Raw genomic sequence first — 17,736 nt, forward strand, 5'->3', positions numbered from 1 at the left:
CAAGATAATAAACCTGCCCTGAACAGTCATGCACAATGCTAGTTGCAAAAGGCTTGTTGCGTTAGTGGAATTATACCTTGCGGTATGCAGCGAACAATTCCTGCGTCAGGGCTCGATGAGCCCTTCCTTCCATGCGACCTTGCCGAAGTCCAGCTGCGTCTTTAAGGTAACGCCGGAGGCTGAATATTTCTTTCGTGTCCGGTCAAGGTATTGTTTCGCTGTTTCTTTGCTGATGTTCATGGCTTCACCGACTTGTTGTAGCGTGAGTCCGGAGGCGTACAGCACGAGTGCACGTTCTTCCTGGACGCTCAGCTTCGGCCGGTTGGAGTCCCCGGCGATAATTGAAGCGAGTTCGGGACTCATCCACTCTTCACCGCGGAGTGCAGCGTGGATCGCTGCGAGGATGGCTTCCTCGGAGTCACGCTTGCCCACGATGGCCGAAACTCCTGCTTTGATCATGCTTTGCACCAAGGATGGAGAGGCGAGCGCGGAGAGCACCACTATACGTAGGCCTGCCTCCAGAAGCTTGCAGACCAGTTCGACGTCCACATTGGGCTGTCGCTCCACCATCAGGTCTAGGACGAGAAGATGGGGGCGTTCGTTCCGTGGGACTGATCTGGACCATGCCAAGAACTCCGGTGCCGTCTCTCCGCTGAAGACCAATTCCAGCCCCGAACTGTTCAGAAGTTCCTCAGTCCTTACTCGTTGGAGTCTATGGTCTTCGACAACTGCCACGCGGAACCTTGGCGTTCTCGCTGTGTTCATATGGGCCCTTGATCCTCTGCGGTTGTAGTCGGATATGAGACGCTTCTGGAATCCAACTAGCCTATAGCTAGTTCGAAGCAATTCCGGAAGGCACAAGGCCGATCAGACATCCTCCCGTCCGACCTGCTCCTCCCCAATGCTTCGCCGGACTTGATCGAGTCGGCGGATATTGGTTCGAGCGAATAGACTTCGACCTGGCCGTCGCTGGTGATGCCGGGTCGCGCGCCGGAATCGACCTCGGCCTGCCCGATCCAGCAGTGCACGGTCTTGACGCCGATGTGCTCACGCTCTGCGATCATCTTCGCTTGCGCGAGTCTGGATTCGGATGGCCACTGCGTTGTTCGGCGATCATCCACACGACCCGCTCACGGCTCACAGGCTCGATATCCTCGTGGATAGTTGCATCGCTTCAACTCGCTAGGCTGCGGCACCAAACTTGGGCGGTTCACTACTGTGGAGATAAGTGCATTGCGCTAGTCCCGTAACCTCGGGGTATCGCGGCGCGACTGAGAATGCTGCCCATCCACGCGGCATGCGGTTGTGGAATCGCCATGCGCCGCAGCGCATGTCGTCGGATTGAGTTCCGGCTCAAAGAACGGAAATGGGGTCTCCTGATGACCTCCTCCTCCGTGTGGGGTTCTGAAATCGCTGCCGCCTCCACTTCGCCCTCGGAGTCCGACCGTGATTCCGACAAAGAAGATGATGGGCTATACAATTGATTACTCGTTGTCCATCACGATTGGAATTCCGAACTTGAGAAAATTCTTGTCGGCGACATTCCGGTTACCGATATTTGCCGTATTTTTCACAGATCTTAGTGATCGCGGATCTGAATCAGGGAGTGCGCTCTCCACCGCAGTGGAGACTCGTTCGATCCTCAGGGCCTTCCGTCAAGGTGCACTTACCTTCGCTGCACTCTGGCAATGCGTCATGGTGTTCGCCGCCTTCGGCGCCCTCGGCCGGGATGGTCTCATGCTTGCCGTCGCGGTGGCCCTTGTCGGAGTAATCGCACTTCTCGCGCGCTCCGGCCGACACCTGGACCCACTGATTTCGGCAGGGATGGTGGGCACGGGACTCTGGGCCTACCTCGCGAGTGGAGATATGGATTCTGCTCTCGTTTTTGCCGCATGCTGGCAGATCAACTTCGCAACCTGCCTGGGGATAATATTGCTGCTCCGCCCCTACGGAGTCCCTCTCACCGCCGCTTTCTCCGTGATGCTGGTCGTGATCCTGGCTCTCGCTCTTCCTGAGTGGGGAATGGAAACTTTCTTCTCGATTCTGGCTACGCAGCTATCAATCATTGTCGGTGTCCGGTGGGGAGTATCACGACTTGTCGGTATCGCATCCGAAGCAGATGCGATCGAATCCCGTAAAAACGCCGCCCTGCGGCGGATCCGACTGGTCGAACGTGTGAGCATGGAACTTGCCGAGGAGTCTCGCATGCTTCACGACACGGCGATAAACACTCTCGGTGCCATCGCAAATGGCAGCACCGACATCGCCGGCCATCGATATATACAAGAACAATGTCGCCGCGACGTGACAATGCTCCGTGCGCTACGAACTCGGACGGCCCGGCCAATTCCTGGGGGGCTGGAAGAGGTCTTTCACCACCCTGGATTTACTATTCGTCGAAGCGGGGTCGCCGATGAAGAAATCGCCAGCTGTAATCAGCTTATTCCCGCATCCACCATATCTGCGGTCGTATACGTCGTCCGCGAAGCGGTGAAAAATTCTGCTAAACACTCCGGCGCCGATCATGCACTGATCCAGGTTCGAACATCGGCGGCCCGACTGACTATCGACATCAGTGACAGTGGTCAAGGCTTTGATCCCCGAACGCACAGCGATGGCCGTGGCATCGCTGAGTCGATTATCGGTCGCGCCCGCGACAACGGATTTCATGCCGCCGTCGACTCGCGCCCAGGAGTGGGGACCCTGGTCACCGTTACTGTGTCACTGGATCAGACAGGCACCGGATCGGGCCATCCGGAAGTCACCACAGGTGTCAAGGACCCAGCCTGGACGTCCACTGTCCACCTCTACGAGCGTTCGAGCGAACTTTGGGCGATTGGCGTTACTGCGGTCAGTGCAATCCTTACGGCGGCAGGAGGTACCAACAACCACATGGCGCTCTTCCCGATGATCGCTTTGATGGCCGCTGCCTGTCTCGTCTACCACTTTGTCCCGGGTTTCCGACGCCACCGTCTCGCTGGTGTCGTCCTGGCCACTATCTCTAGCGCCGTATTCGTATTGTCTGCCGCAGCAGTCGAGTTCGGAAGCGATGGTGTGTTCCACTGGCAGGCTCTTGCCCCCACCGGGCCGTTCGTCCTCCTTCTGGCCGTAACGCCCAGACGGTCGGTGCGGGGTTTCGCCGCAGCGTTCTGGACTTTGACAGTCTTCTCGACTGCCCTCGTGGGCCTTTCGTATTCAGTGACGGCAGCGCAGATCGTGCTGGTGGCCGGGGCGGTGGGGATCGGTTTCTGCGCTCTATGGGCGATGCTGCAGCACCTTCTTGCGACTTTCGGCAGAGAAGCCGTGAGATCAGAGCGGGAAGCGCACGAAGCGTTGCTCCAGGCCGAAGTCGAGGAGGCCGCGCAGAAGAGCAATCAGAGGTGGATGGACGCGGGGCTCGAGTCGGCGATCAGTTTGTTGGATGAGATCGGGCGGATTGTCCGGGATCCGGCTTCGCAGTCGACGCGTCGAGCGTGTGCGGACGAAGAGCGGTATCTACGGCAGCTTATTCACATCAGTCCACATCTTGTGAACCTCAGTCGGGCCTTTCCGGCGACGCTCGCACGTGCTCGCGATCTCGGCGTGTCATTCTTCTTGCAGCTCGGCGATGTTGACATCAGGGAAGAGGAAACCGCCCAATCCGTAGCTACTTACCTTCAGGGCATCTTGGGGAAGCTCAACCCAGGGGACGAACTACGCGTATCACTCTTTCCTGTCGGTGATGCGCTCCAGCTGACCCTATTGGGCAACTCGATCACCTCGCCCGACTTTCCCTTCGCAAAGGTCACTCACGCCGACCTGGGAGCCGTCAACCTCATTGAAATGACGTTCGCCTGAGCCCGAGCTTTCGTGCGTCCAGCGGAACAGGCGCGAGTGAGTCGGTGCGAGTCTCGCAGGCATTGGTGGCGCGGAGGCGACGTACAACCGGTTTGGTACCTGAGATCGACGGATGTCCCTGCCAAACCTATCTTTCAGGTGAACTTGAATATCGTCGCATTAGTTCCATTTCCGTCGTTTGACCCGGCTCACCAACACACGGGAGCCAAACGCAGCAAACGCGACGTATACGACCTCCGGCGCCGCAACATTTTGAGCGTGGATTGTCCTCGGACCGGCCTAGCGCACCCGCGCCATTGCCGATGTCATCCGAACCGATCTCGACCGCAACTAGAACCTCGACAGAATGGAGGAGAGGATTCGTGACGCCGAGTACGCCGTACTGCAGCTCACGCTGTGGTGATCTCGTGTCCAACTCCCAGGTTAAGGCGCGTATTTCCAGTCCAGTTGGCCATCGACCACCGTGGGTTTCCAATATTTGTCGAATGCTGATCCGGTTTCGAGGCTCTCTGCGAGATCGGTAAGCATCGCACTGAGAGATACCCACCGAGGTCCGGCATCGTCTGCATCGACCTTGTCGAACTCGGTCACACACCCGTACAGGTCACCGGGACGGGTATCGACGAACAATAGGTAACCGTCGAGTCCCGCGAATGGAATGAACTCGGCCATATAGGTGAATACCGCCGTGCCGGCTGTTGTTCCCTCCGGCGGCTCGTACTCCTCGATCTCATTCGTTTCGGCATAGACATCGAGTTCCATCTCCCGCTCCTGGACAACCCGCTCGAGGTCGAACAGTTCACGGCCCGGGAGAAGCCCAACGAACTGCTCAGACGGAAACCCGTTGATCTGTTCGTAGAACTCGATCAGTTCGGGCGGCCACGTGGTGCCGGTGGATTCGGCAGCATCTGCGATCTGGGCCGGGGTTGCGCAGGCAATCGTGACGGGAGAGAGATGCGAGTGCAGCCACGCCGCGATCCGTGCCCATTGCTCCGCTACCGATCCAGCGGGTGTCGAAGATCGGGTGATCGGTTCGGACAGTTGATCATCTGGCTGCATGGTGACCTCTCGTCTGCTGTGTGCGACATCCGACGAAACAACTGCTCTTTTCGGGGATCGTATTGTCGTTGTCAATGACGAACATATCCAAGGAGCAACCCGCATGAGCAAAGTGACCGGTTCAGTAAGGGTTTGGCATACAGACCGAGGCTGGGGTGTATTCGACTCGGCGGAGACTCCCGGCGGATGTTGGGCAGACGCCAACGAAGTGATGCCGATGGAGCAACCACTCGATCTGCACCCAGGATCGCTCGTCAGGTTCGCCTGGGTCGACATCAGCCCGTTGCTGATCGAAGGCTTCCGCTACCGAGCGCACTCCTTTTACCCGATCGACGAAACGCTGGACCTCGACGACAAAGACTACGAGCTACTCGATCTCGAAGACGCGGTCATCCTCGATGACGAACCGCCTGGGCGCCAGCAAGATTTCGTTCCGCTTGGGGAACCGCCGAGCGCGGTGCCACAATTCATCAGTCGAATCGAACTCAATACTGGCGCGGACAGATCACCGGTGATCGGCGATGACCCCTGGCGTCAGAACGAACCACTGACCGGCAAGTTCGAAGCCCTCAACGAGAATGCTGCTGCTCCGCAGCTCGTCCATCACAATCCCGAGTTGGTGGCGATGATCATCGCCATGAGTGAGTCCGACCAGCGACGTGTAGCGCGTTGGTGCGTCAACAAGGCTTACGAACGTTCCGGACTGGCAGACCTGGAATGGGTTGCGCCGGCACTTGCAGCATTCAATCGGGGCGATCCGGACATGCCTGCGCCGTTTCACGATCTGACGGACGCGGACGCGCGGTGGGCTGCGGAGGGATATCCCTCGTCTGATCTGTACCGGGGCGAGATCCGGTCACTGAGTGAGCTTCGCAGTCCGTTCGACAACGACCAAGGTTCACTCGCCTACAGTGCGCTGCCATCGTTGTTCCGTGCTCGTCAATCCGATGCTCTCTCAGCAGTTATCGGGGCCTTGTCCGACGCTTCGCACACCTTCGGCCCCTACGTCGATGAACTCCACCGCGCTCTCCTTGAAGAATTTCGCGAACCGAAAACCACTGCGGGATGAAAGTGGCTGCCAGCAATAGTGCAACTCTCACGTGGTTCGCTCGCCGCACTGTCGGGTGGGGTTTCATCCGTTCGTAGGATCGGGATCCCGTCTGACCAGTTCAGGCAGCGACGATTCGAACGAGCGCGAGTCCATTCGTAGTCGATTGCTGTCCCCCACAGTCGATTCTGACGATCCAACGAAGCGAAATCGAGTCGATCTAGCTAGAAGCTCTCACCGGAGCTGAGAATCGCGCACAATCTCGACCCGTTCCTGCGACTTCGATGACAATCTCGAAGCGCCAAACATCGCTAACTCATCAGCCGAACTCTCCAGGTTTGCGATCGACACTCTGTATTGCCTCTATCCGCTCTTCCTGCGTCAGCACTCCGGTGAACGGGTTCAGCGCACGCAACTCTCGCCCAGACTCATCATCTGCGAACGATGCGGACTCCATCCGGTCGAACGGGCCGATGATCAGCTCGGCCCACGTGTCCAGACAGTGCCCCATCGAAGGCCCACGCACAGCCGAGCGCATCCTGTCGATGTTCCGCTCCGCAATCTCCACATACGGGATGGAGGGGTCAGCCTTCAGCTTGGCGATCACCGCAGCGTGGAGGGCGAGCTGGATAGCGGCTTTGCGGCGCATCCACCCCGTATGCCACGGGCTCGCATACCAAGGTTAGGTCGATCGATTGATCAGTGACGCATGAAGCCAGTTACATTGAGCTTGAGCCCTACACTTCAGCTAGATCTCATCGAGCACAGTCATGCCCATGCAAACTATATGCGACACTGCTCGAAAAGAAATGAGGGTTCAATGCGTATCAAATCTGCCCGCATCACCAACTATCGCAGCGTCGTCGACTCGAACACGTTCGACATCGAACCCGAGAAGACGATCCTCGTCGGTATCAATGAGGCTGGGAAGACCGCGTTACTCAAGGCCCTTCAACAACTAAATGCGCCGACCGGGACCGACCCAATCGACTACCTCGCGGACTACCCCCGATCGCAGCTGAATGAGCTTCAGACTGGGGTAGTCAAGGAAGCGAGTGTTCGGGTCACTACGGCAACCTTCGACCTCGATTCCTCAGACTTGGAATTAATTCCCGATTCTTTGAAGGCAAGCGATACACCGAACATAACTATCATTCGATATCTTAACAACACTCTTCGCTACCAACTTCACGGATTCACAAAGACCCCGACCTTCAGCTCCCTCAGAATGGACCTGACCCGACTACGAGCGCACGTAGCGAAGGACGCCGACTCCGCGGATGCACTTGCTAGTCTCGATCACGTACTCGCCATAGACGACCTGCGCGCGGTAGAAGGCGCCGACGCTGAATTCCTTCGCCACGCACTCGATCTCGCATTGCCGCATGTTGACGAGGACAACGAGAAGGAAACCGGGCGATGGCAACGCCTCGGTGTCGCGTCGAAGATATGCAACCAGTTGGCGAGCACCGCTGGTGCACTTCTCAGTCGCCTACCACTGTTCGTCTACTACTCCACATACTTCACCGTTCGGCCCCGGATCGACTTAGAATCCCTTGCCGCCCGCCAAGAACGAGGAGACATCGACGGAGAATACGACTTCGGCAACCTGTGTCTACTCAAATTGCTCGGGTTCAGCGCAAAGCATCTCTCTGAACTCGCGGCTGGAGCACCAATCAAACCACATGACTACGCCGACAATCCGTCTGCACGTGAGGCACACGACGCCGCACTCACAGTCCATCACAGAAAATTGGATGAGCGCCATTACAGTCTGAACGCTGCCAGCGCAAAACTGACCCAAGACATTCAGCGTATCTGGGGGCAGGAAATGACTCTGCGGTTGATCGCGGATGGACAATATCTCAAAGTCATGGTTGAAGACGACCTCGGCGTTGAGGTCGAACTCGATCAACGAAGCGAGGGCTTTCGCTGGTTGGTATCATTTTTTGTCGTGTTCCGTGCGCAGGCTCGAGATGAACTTGCAGGCGCGATTCTCCTGCTAGACGAGCCCGGCATGAGCCTCCATGCACTCAAGCAGCAGGAGTTTCGCAAAACCATTTCTCTTCTTGGCTCAGACAACCAGATAATCTATACGACGCATTCACCATTCATGGTGGGTTCGGACGAACTCGATCTGGTTCGGATCGTGGAGATGCCCGATCGCAGCATCGGAACGAAGATCCATACCCGCCTTCAGGTCGATGATCCCCGATCAGTTTTTCCGCTGCAGGCAGCACTCGGTTATGAACTTGCTCAAACGATGTTTTCTCAGAAGAGAAATCTGGTTTGTGAAGGTGTCACTGACATGTTTTATATCAACGCCCTGAACGCCGCAGCCGCCGCGGATGGCGGGCCCATCCTGCGAAATGATCCCGCCATCGTTCCTGCTGGTTCCGCGAGCAAGATCGCATATTACTGCACCATCTATGTCACACAGAAGCTCATGGTCGCCGCGCTGCTCGATTCCGATAACGCCGGGGACACTGCTGCAAAGCAGGAATCACTCGTCGCGCTCCTACCGAAGAAGTCAATCCTACGCGCAGGAGACTTCATCGACCCATCGTATCCAGGAGCCGAGACGGAGGACATGATTCGCGAAACCCTAATCGGCGTCGCCTCGACTCTTGGGTGGGACAGCACCTCCACCGCGACTGCACAGCCAACACGCCCACTGATCGACATCTTGGAAAAGGAACACGGCAAAGGAAAAGTGTCCAAGTGGAAGTTGGCCAAAGGTTTCGCGGCCTGGCTTCAGTCCAATGGCTACAACGCTCTCACCGAGGATGAGAAACTGTCATGGACGAAGTTCTGTACTGCAGTGAACAAAGCACTCTGACTGTTCAGCCCAGCAAAGCTGTAACCATCGAATGGCCCTCGCGAGACTCCCATCTCGGGTTACCAACTCAAGCTGCCTCGACGTCCTCGGCCATCGGCAAAATCCCCATTGCGTACCGCTCTCAACACATGCCGCTAACCGATGAGTTCCTCACGGACAACACCTTCCACAACGGCCATACTTCTCGTGCGCAGATCTTATCTATGGTGTGCTTCCCGTCCGATAGTCCGAATATGACCGCCACGTCCACCCTCGTCAGTAGCGTCGGAGGGTTCCAGCCAACGGCTACACATTTGCAAGGCTCAGGCGTCCAGCGACGGTCCTGTTCATGATGGTGTTCGGTCGGCACTCCATTGACTGCTTCGCCATGTTCGGGGCCGCAGATCTCTCAGAAACGTGCCTCCCGTTGTCCACACGTCCGGCCTCTCACCAACCGCCTCACCGCCCCAACTACAACAACAAGTGCGGGCGTTAGCCCGCGGTTTCGGTTCCCTCTCCCGCGACCAACTCCGGGGCATGACGTTCGCTTCGCTCTCTATTAGTGAGGGGCTCTCCAGTTGTATCGGCTCGTCTCTGTCCGGGGTAGACGAGTTGATCGGACGACCGGAGGGGCGTCTGAACGAGGTCATCTGAAAGCTCGAGCAGTTTCCCGTCGGGCGGACGTCGGCGCGGAATCCGGACAGGATTTCGTGCAGAGGTCCGCCCGACGGAACAGCTTCTCGTATGCACATCGATTGAGCCTTTGCAAGAGGTCAACCTATGAATGCAGGATCTCCGCGACCTAGGACTGAGCTCCTCATCGCGGTGCTTGCCGGATCGGACTCCACACCGATCGGTGCTGTCATGGCGAGGTCCTTCTGCATGGAGCGAGGCCCGGAATGACGTCCGTCCTGATGAGGTCAACACACTGATCGGATGATCCGCTGAGATCATGATGAAGTCATCTTGTCGGGCTCCTTCCAGATCGGTCCACCGCCGTGAACTAGCGCCAGACGGAGACTGAATCTGACCCGAAACAGTTCTGTCGCAGATGATCTCAACTACTCGATCGGCCGATGTGCGGAGATCATCATGAGGTCATTTGGGATGGGCGATTCAGCGTCGGTCACACTTCCGAAACGGAGTCCATTCTGCGACGGATGCAGTCCCGGAATCCTTCTATCCCAGATGATCTCAACGACTGGAACTGCTGATGTGCGGAGATCATCATGAGGTCATCTGGTCTGCTCAAATCCTGCGCCCTCGCAGATCACGAACCGGTGCCATCATTGTGAGTGGAACTCTGGCGGAGTCAACCGCTTCCAGATGATCTCCACGCGAGGTCAACAGATCAGTGTGAGTTCATTTTGAGATCATCTTGCTGCGCCGTTCTATCCGTGTTCGGGGTTCTGTCAGCAGGGGTTGCTCACCACGGATGTCTGCACGGAACCCGAACCGGAAGATCATCTCCCATTGCATCTCCTCGCGATGTCCGGAACTGCTGCCGAGATCACGATGAGGGAGGCTGGTCTCACTCCGTAGTGGGGATACCCGATCGGCCGTTCGATGATTCTGTCTCGCAGTCAGGTTATTCGAAGCAGGAACGCAACTTGGATTGGATCGACACCTCGATCAAGATCCTTCTGCCCCTCATGGTGGCCTGTTGGGGGTGCATGCCCTGAAGCTGGACAACATCTTTCAGCCGGACCTCGTACCGGTCAATATCGTTGAGCCACAACGGCAGTCGGCCATAGTTTCTGGACCAAACAGGTACACTGCTGGAGACAGAAGGATATACCCGCGATGATTTCCGCACATGATCGGACGGGCAGGTTGGATCGGGGCATCTTGACCAAAGACTCCGAGAATCGGCGGCGCATACTCGCCAGGAGGGGAACACCGTGGCGAAGTACGTGACGAGCAACGTCGCGGGCTCCCGACAAGGTGGTTCATGGAGGCAATCAGGGCGAAGTTCTGATCGGAGTTTCTCCTCGCGGAGGGAGCATCCCGGAGCGGGGTAGAGAGTATTGAAGTAAGTAGAGAAGAGTCGAAGCGCCAAAATGGTCGAAAAACGTACGTTTTTCGCGATTCACAAGGCTCCTACCAGCGATGTCGAGTGCAAGTAGAACTGATACGACACTTCAAAATATTCGGGAGATGGCTTCTTCTACCTTCCCATACGAACGTCGCTCTACAGCGACACAGATTCCGACACGCATGGGGTGAATCATGATGGCCGACAATGTTGATCTCAGCCGAAGCGACAAGAGTATGCAGACAAAACTAGCTGCTCAGTCCATGCGAGCCCGATACATCGATGCGCTGCTCAAAGGCGAAGCGTCGGTCGCACAGCTGAAAGCGAAGAGCCAGGATCGTGGGTTTCACCATTTGAAGAAGATCTGGATCCGCGACCTGCTGATGAAAAAGCACAGCTGGAGCCAAGATCGGGCAGAAGACCATATGCTCAAACGGAACCTCGGCCCCAAGACGCAGCTTGTCGACATCCGATCCACGTACGACCTGAACACACTTGAGATGTTGCTCGCCGAGACTGACCAGGGTGGATACACGTCCAGGCCGTCGTACCCAAAAGGATGGCCATGGCGAGGGAAATTGAGTGCCCTGATCGAGCTGTACGGTCTCGAACAGGACCCGACGCTAGGGCCCGAAGCCAGCTTGGTCATTCACGGCGAGCCTGTTGGCGAGGTCCATGATCTGGACGCCCTGATGGGACTCGAAGACGACTACGACACTCCGGCTCAACTCGCGCGCCGCTTGGCGGGAATCTGACCACATCTCGTCAGCAGCCTGCCTTCTTGAGTTCGTGCAAAACGTCCTCGACATCGAACACCAAAGCTTCCATGACATCCAGGACGGAGTGCCTGCCATCGACGCTCGGTATAGCGATCGTCTCGACGTAGGCGACCTCAAGGGTTCCGCCCAAGGCTCGGAATGTAGGCGCCTTGTCTGCACTCTGGCCAATTGGTCGATCCAAAGTGACCGATCCGATAACTGCCCCATCAACCATCTCCACCGAATGAAGGTCGATAGACCTGATTATGACGTCATCCGCCTTGCGCTTGATCTCCAGTTCCATTGGCGAGTAGGCGATCACATTGATCGTTCGATGTTTGTCCACATTCACCAGTTCGTTCAGGACTTGGAGGCGCGCTGTTGCAGGGTCGGATACGTTGTACGGCTGCCGACTTTCGACAACAGCCAGTACGGCGGGGTCGACCAAGGCGCCAAGGGTCTTGGTGGGCCCTGCGAAGCCCTTCACCGGGTCGGTCAGAATCGGAAATGACATCGCCTTCACATGTTTGGGAGACAGAGCGTTACGGTCGGCAGCGTGACCGAAAACTGAATGATCCAACGCTGCACGAAGGTTTGTCAGGATATCCCCGACGATCACACCCCAGGAATCAGGCAGTTCGGATTTGACCTTGACGTGATATTCGATGACTGCCAACCTCTTGTCCCGCGGAGGTTCACCTTCTTTCGGGACAAACTCGTAAGCATCGAGAGCACGGAACGCGGTGATCCTCGCATCCAGCAGCGCAAGGTGTTGTTTCGCTCGTTCCAACTTCTGATACGCGCTTTTCATGTCGACATCATGGGGGTGGCAGAGATCGCTAACCCGCCTTAGCGGGGGGGGGGGAAGATCACCATGGATCCCCGCTCGCGTCCAGTGCGTCTATGAGCACGGTTTGGAGTCCGTAGTACGAGCGTCTACGCGGGCGCGACTCAGTCGTCAGAATCGAGCTGAACGCAGTCTACGGGCGGTACATCGCCAGGCCGGCACACCTGATCACCGCACGGAAAGACCCCGGCACGAACGAGTACCGGGGCCTGAGTTGTTATCCGTGACGGCTGCTACCTGAGACCACGACTCTGATCGATGATCTGAAGCGCTGCCTCCATCGAGATTTCGCTTTGCGCCGCAACTAGGTTGGAGGCTTGTGTGCCCGCGTCTCTCACCCCTTCTGCGCCAGCCTCCAGGACCCGAGCACTCTCTGCGTTCAAATCTCGCATGTCGGAGGTACTGTCATATGTTGCGCGTCCGAACTCGCCCACTCCCGTCAGGAAACTGTCGCTTGACTGTGCCAGACTCTCTGCAACTGCATTCATGTTGTCCACACCATCTCCGAACCTTGATGTTGCTCCGGATAGCTCCCTCGCTGCCGAAGAAATCACCTGGCTTCCACTACCGAAATCTATGTCGCGGAACAGCTCCGAGATGTTGAGGTTTCGGGGGTCGAATGCAGTCTCTACCGAGTCGCTGATACGTTGTGCGGCGATCTCACTGGCCTCTGCTACGGCACTGGAGATCTGATCGATGTTGAGCTGGTTAACTATCGCGCCGTCACGCTCGAGCGGCGCAGATATCGGTGTGACACTGTCTGCATCGATCCCTCGCTGCACTTCCTGGACAGCGCTGTCAATACCATCGGGACGGAGTTGCGAACCACCTACTGCCTCACTGACACCGGCCATCTTGGCGACCTCACTTTGATTGTCGCTCAAGTTGGTTTCGGGGAAACCAGCTTCCCGGCGTGCCGTCGCCGACAGGTCAGGTTTGCCGACCAATTCTTCAACCAAAGTATCTTGCATGGAGTCCTTGGCTTCCTCCTGTTCCCTCTGCGCCTTGCTGAGCAGTGCCTCCATTGGGCCGTATCGGAGGATCTCTGCAGCGGCATTTGAACCTCTCTGCTCGGAGGCATTCACCTGGTCCCTGGCAGTTTCGAGCCTATTCCGCTTTCCCTTTGCCAGGTCGATGGACGCCTTCGCGTCGTCGCCGATCGCTTTCCCGAGTTCTTTTCCTGTCGGTGAGCTCTTGTCGACGGCGGCGAATCGCTTGCCAGGATTGAGGTTTTCATCGTCTGAAGTGACCACATCCGATTGTCCCTTGACATCGCCCGTCGCAATGCCTGCCTGGTCGGGCCCGTTCCTGCCCTTGGTAAACCACCCCTTCATCCTGTTCATGGAATCATCCAGAGGTGAAGCGGGGTAGTTCGGCAGGTATTTGCGGATCTTGGGTCCCGCTTCGAGTGCTGTTGCGCCTGCCGTCATGTTCGTCATCGGATTGAAGATGTTGAGACCAATGGTCACTTTGAGGATGACGCCGAGGAGCACGATACCCAGGAGACCCGCAATCCCATCTACGATCGTACGACCGATGGTGTCTGTCACCTGCAGCGCTCGGGCGCCGGAGACAGTCGCGCTGACAGTAAGAAACATCAGCGCGAAGAACACCTGGATGCCAGCCTGTACCCCCTGCGTCTTGAGCAGAAGGATCCCGGTGTTCTTGGTCGCCCGTGCGCCAAAATCCGTAGGGACAAGCAACAATAGGAGATAAAGTGGGGCGAGCAGGACGATTCCGACAGCGACTAGTTGAGACAGCAACGCGCCAACCAAGATCGGCAGAAGGATCCATGCGAGCACCATTATGACGATCAACCCCATGACCGCAAACCACTGAGCAGATCGATTCGGATCTCCACCCGAGACTTTGTCGTAGAACGCACCAGCAGCGGGAGCATTACTGAACTGCACTCCGCCGCTCCCTTCGCCGAACCTTGCACCGAACTCGACCACACCAAAAAGATCGAGCTGAGGTCCTACCGCTACGCCTTTGTATGCAGCGAAGTTGAAGTTGTTCGATGTCGGATAGTTCGACCCGAGAGGATCATGGGTGATCGGCTCTGACGGTGTCGTCACCTCCCCATCCGACGTGACCGATTCGAAACCACACTTGCCTGTGTCGGTCCCGAACGTCTTCTCCTGCTTAAATTGTGTGTAGCTGCCGATGTAGACGTCCCTCCAGTCCGGGTTGATTTCAGCGTTACCACCCGGGGTAGGCCAGATACACACTGCGAAATAGGTCAACGCCATCTGGGCTGTATCAATAACCTTGGTCTTCTTGTCCCCCTTCGTCTGGAATATTGGCCCGAACAGACTCCTAGCGACCATCTCGCGGCGATCTCGATCCGCCTGCTCGTCACCTACCCACTCGCCGTCGGCCGTCACGAGGAGCCCATCTCGCTGTCCCGCTGACGAATGCTTCACCGCACCAAGAGATCCCTCACCTCCCGGGTCGACAACGTCGTTCGTGCCGTCGAAAATGCCCATTCCGCCAGTTCCTATGAGCTCGCCATACAAACCAGCTACCCTGGAAACGAAGATCTGATCTCCGACACTTATTTTTGCCTGCGATTCTGCGAAGCGGCACCATGTTGCATCAGCACTCGAGCTGTCCCCGAGTGCTGCCAACTTGTAGTTGTCAAAATGGAGCAATCCCACCAGGTTGTCGAAAGATGTGAGTATCCGCCCTTTCGTGAGATCACCACTACTAGCTGCGCTGTTTTCGTAGATAGCGTGAAGAGACTCCACATAGCGATGGCAAGTATCGTTTTCATAGCTGGCGCCGCTCGTGATCGAATCGGTCCCCATCAGCAGAACCGAGCTTGCAGCTCCACCGATGAGGCTGAATATCCACCCCGTCTTGGTGATGATCCAGCCCGGTGACGCGACAGCCCAAGCACTTGGGTCGGAAGAGGCGCCATCGGGAATTCCTGCGCCCGTGCCGTTTATGCCATTCGCAGTAACTCCGTCGTTCGCCATGCCGGCAATTGGAGCCTTGCTCGTGCTCGTGTTGTCGATGTGGTTCTTCGTCGCCTGGGAGAAGACCAAGGTCATAACCCCAATCACAACTCCAGCGGTAAGGACTGGCTTTAAGACGTCCCAGAAGTCTCCGCCCCCATACCTCCACTTCGAGCCGAAACTCCATAGTCCAGCCGTGACCGCTGCGAGACCCACCCAGATCAGGTAGTCGGAAGGTTCTCCGGTGATGCCTAGGAAGTCGAACCCGACCGTGTACGAAATCTCTTCCGCCCAATAGACGAGGCGGCCCATCAGCTCCGCCGTGGTCACCATCGTGAGGAGGAATCCGAGGCCGACAACAAGGAACATCCCGACGCTGAGCAACATTTCGGAAAGGCCGCCCCGCGCATTCGACTCCACCAATCCGAAACTGAGGTCACTGAGCGACATGTCTGCGGTTGGAATCTCGGAAACTGTATTCCACCTACTGAAGGTCAAGTACTTCGAAGCGGCGCTTGTCAACGTCTGCGTTTCGCGCGCTTGATCACGATACTTCGCGGGCGAGTTATCCACTGCTGCAATCGCTGTCCCATCCATCTGCGATGCAAGAGCTACCTGAGCGCCACCCAGCATGAGACACACAGCTGCAAGCACGATCAACAAGAATTTGGTCGAGAGAATGTTGATTGTTCTCGATCGCTTCAGGATGCGACCATTTTCAGGCCGAGCTTCTGATGTGCGACTTTTCTTTCGAGGGTGGAGACTGCGTCTCATGGCGTTCACCTTTGTCGATGGGCTTGTCCGCTCCGGCTTCATTGGAAAAGCGAAAATTGCTGCCAAACAGTGCGATTCGTCTTCTCGAGATGAAACTAGCCCTTCGTGAAATTGGCCTAAAGGGTGAGACTAGCCCGCTTGAACTCCTTCGATGATGAAGTTCGAAGACACACCGGAGTCGAAGGACTGCGAAATGCCTTGCTCATCTGTACCCCTCGCAACATCAGCGATTGAAGATGCGCTCGTCAGCCTTCTACTATCCAGTGGATTCGATAGTCGAAGAACATTGTTACGCAACGATGTACTGGATTGGAATGGTCAGCCATGACGAATAGAACCCGCACATTGACGAGCAACTTCGTGCTTGCTCTCGGCGCGGCACTAGCCCTGACAGCTTGCTCGACGCCTGAACCTTCCAAAGCCGATCAGCTCATGACGGTTCAAACCGCGTACCGGGACGCTCGAGTCGAGAAGGATATCGAGAACTTCCGAAACTCGGTCTGCCCAGAGATGTACTCGTCGATCAATATCGACTGGGCCCCGGACAAGGTCCTTGAACTGAACATTCTGGACGACAAGAACTCTGACTCAGAGGTACTCACCGAGGTGAAGTACGAACGTCTGGATCAGCCTGGCGATACCTACGACAACATCGTTCGCTATGTGAAGACGGGCGGGAGCTGGAAAGTCTGTGGCCTGTACTAGGTTGACTGATCACGTCCGTTCTAGACCGATCGACAGCGACGAATCACCACTCCGGCAGATGATGCCGCCACGGATGACCCGGAGGAAGCCCGACCCGCTCACTCGCAGCGAGATCCCTCATATAGGTCGGCAGCAGGATCGGCGCTTCATCCGCGGGCAGAGTCATTCGTTCCCACTGATCCTCGTAGTCTTCAAACACCCACGAATACGTACGCGCAGCGCTGGGCTTGGTCGTCCTAGCCCCCGGCCCGGCAGTCGGGTCGGTGAGCCAGTCCCGGTAGGCGATCCACGCACCGGCTGCGGCATGGTCTCTCGGCACGACAAAGGTGCGAGGGGTACCGAACGGATTCTCAGGCAGGACAACCAGCAGGTACCACTCTTGCGGTGACATCGCCGGCAGCAATCCCTTCTCCCCGAAGTACCAGGAAGGGTTCGCACTGTACGAGGCCGCCTTCACCTGCGCGGACACCATCGCTCCAGATTCCATATGTACCGCAAGGACATCCGTTCGGGCCACTCCGTCCCTCGTCAGCGAAGCTGCCCAGCCGAGCCCGGCCAGGACGGTGCAGGCCCAGTGCTCCCCTACTGACTTGGTGAGCTTCTTATCGCGGGACGTCCTTGCGCCTGACACGGCTACCGGCAATGCGGCTAGCGGGAACAGCACAAGTTCCGGAGCGGACAGATCGATCGTCACGAGGACCTCCAGACGGGTGCTGAACAGTATTGCGTGGAACCTAAGTCAGAGGTCCGACAGAAACGGCATAAGTGAAGGGAGTTGAAGGCGAGGAAAGGTCCGACCGGTGTTTGGACAGCGCAAGTAATCCGTCAGCCTCGAGCAACCGGGTCAGTCCAGGATTGTCGATACCCGGCAGCATTGCCGGTGGCGCGCCGCTCA

General features: G+C 57.1%; 11 protein-coding genes. 5 read left to right on the top strand and 6 right to left on the bottom strand.

Annotation, left to right across the window (positions count from 1 at the left end):
- Window positions 1-105 precede the first annotated feature (105 nt).
- Complete coding sequence (locus tag ACSW29_RS27260) at window positions 106-735, bottom strand: response regulator (RefSeq protein ID WP_448278766.1); 630 nt, start codon at window positions 733-735, stop codon at window positions 106-108.
- 888 nt (window positions 736-1,623) lie between these two features.
- Between ACSW29_RS27260 and ACSW29_RS27265 the strand changes: the two genes are divergently transcribed.
- Window positions 1,624-3,837 carry a sensor histidine kinase gene (locus ACSW29_RS27265; protein WP_448278767.1) on the top strand — a complete coding sequence of 738 codons (2,214 nt, stop codon included), beginning with the start codon at window positions 1,624-1,626 and terminating at the stop codon, window positions 3,835-3,837.
- A 423-nt stretch (window positions 3,838-4,260) separates the two neighbouring features.
- Here ACSW29_RS27265 and ACSW29_RS27270 read toward each other — a convergent pair whose 3' ends face one another.
- Complete coding sequence (locus tag ACSW29_RS27270) at window positions 4,261-4,896, bottom strand: SMI1/KNR4 family protein (protein WP_448278768.1); 636 nt, start codon at window positions 4,894-4,896, stop codon at window positions 4,261-4,263.
- 103 nt (window positions 4,897-4,999) lie between these two features.
- Between ACSW29_RS27270 and ACSW29_RS27275 the strand changes: the two genes are divergently transcribed.
- The gene (locus ACSW29_RS27275) at window positions 5,000-5,965 is read left to right on the top strand and encodes a hypothetical protein (protein WP_448278769.1); all 966 of its coding nucleotides are present in this window, start codon (window positions 5,000-5,002) and stop codon (window positions 5,963-5,965) included.
- Between the two features lie 298 nt (window positions 5,966-6,263).
- Here ACSW29_RS27275 and ACSW29_RS27280 read toward each other — a convergent pair whose 3' ends face one another.
- The gene (locus tag ACSW29_RS27280) at window positions 6,264-6,593 is read right to left on the bottom strand and encodes a hypothetical protein (RefSeq protein ID WP_448278770.1); all 330 of its coding nucleotides are present in this window, start codon (window positions 6,591-6,593) and stop codon (window positions 6,264-6,266) included.
- Window positions 6,594-6,764: 171 nt separating this feature from the next.
- Here ACSW29_RS27280 and ACSW29_RS27285 point away from each other — a divergent pair, with 171 nt between their 5' ends.
- Together ACSW29_RS27285 and ACSW29_RS27290 are read left to right on the top strand one after the other, a co-directional pair.
- The gene (locus tag ACSW29_RS27285; protein WP_448278771.1) at window positions 6,765-8,783 is read left to right on the top strand and encodes an AAA family ATPase; all 2,019 of its coding nucleotides are present in this window, start codon (window positions 6,765-6,767) and stop codon (window positions 8,781-8,783) included.
- A 2,208-nt stretch (window positions 8,784-10,991) separates the two neighbouring features.
- Window positions 10,992-11,552: a hypothetical protein gene (locus ACSW29_RS27290; RefSeq protein WP_448278772.1), complete on the top strand. Its 561-nt coding sequence runs from the start codon at window positions 10,992-10,994 to the stop codon at window positions 11,550-11,552.
- A gap of 10 nt (window positions 11,553-11,562) precedes the next feature.
- On the opposite strand, the gene ACSW29_RS27295 is transcribed toward ACSW29_RS27290, so the two are convergent.
- Together ACSW29_RS27295 and ACSW29_RS27300 are read right to left on the bottom strand one after the other, a co-directional pair.
- A complete protein-coding gene (locus tag ACSW29_RS27295; RefSeq protein ID WP_448278773.1) occupies window positions 11,563-12,366 on the bottom strand; it encodes a hypothetical protein in 804 nt (267 codons plus the stop codon).
- 269 nt (window positions 12,367-12,635) lie between these two features.
- Window positions 12,636-16,136, bottom strand: a complete 3,501-nt coding sequence (locus ACSW29_RS27300; RefSeq protein ID WP_448278774.1) for a hypothetical protein — start codon at window positions 16,134-16,136, stop codon at window positions 12,636-12,638.
- Window positions 16,137-16,460: 324 nt separating this feature from the next.
- Between ACSW29_RS27300 and ACSW29_RS27305 the strand changes: the two genes are divergently transcribed.
- Entirely contained in the window at window positions 16,461-16,841 is a 381-nt protein-coding gene (locus tag ACSW29_RS27305) for a hypothetical protein (protein WP_448278775.1), read from the top strand.
- A gap of 43 nt (window positions 16,842-16,884) precedes the next feature.
- Here the strand turns inward: ACSW29_RS27305 and ACSW29_RS27310 are convergent, their stop codons facing one another.
- Entirely contained in the window at window positions 16,885-17,535 is a 651-nt protein-coding gene (locus ACSW29_RS27310; RefSeq protein WP_448278776.1) for a hypothetical protein, read from the bottom strand.
- Window positions 17,536-17,736: the final 201 nt, after the last annotated feature.

The sequence above is a fragment of the Rhodococcus sp. GB-02 genome, from assembly GCF_053470465.1.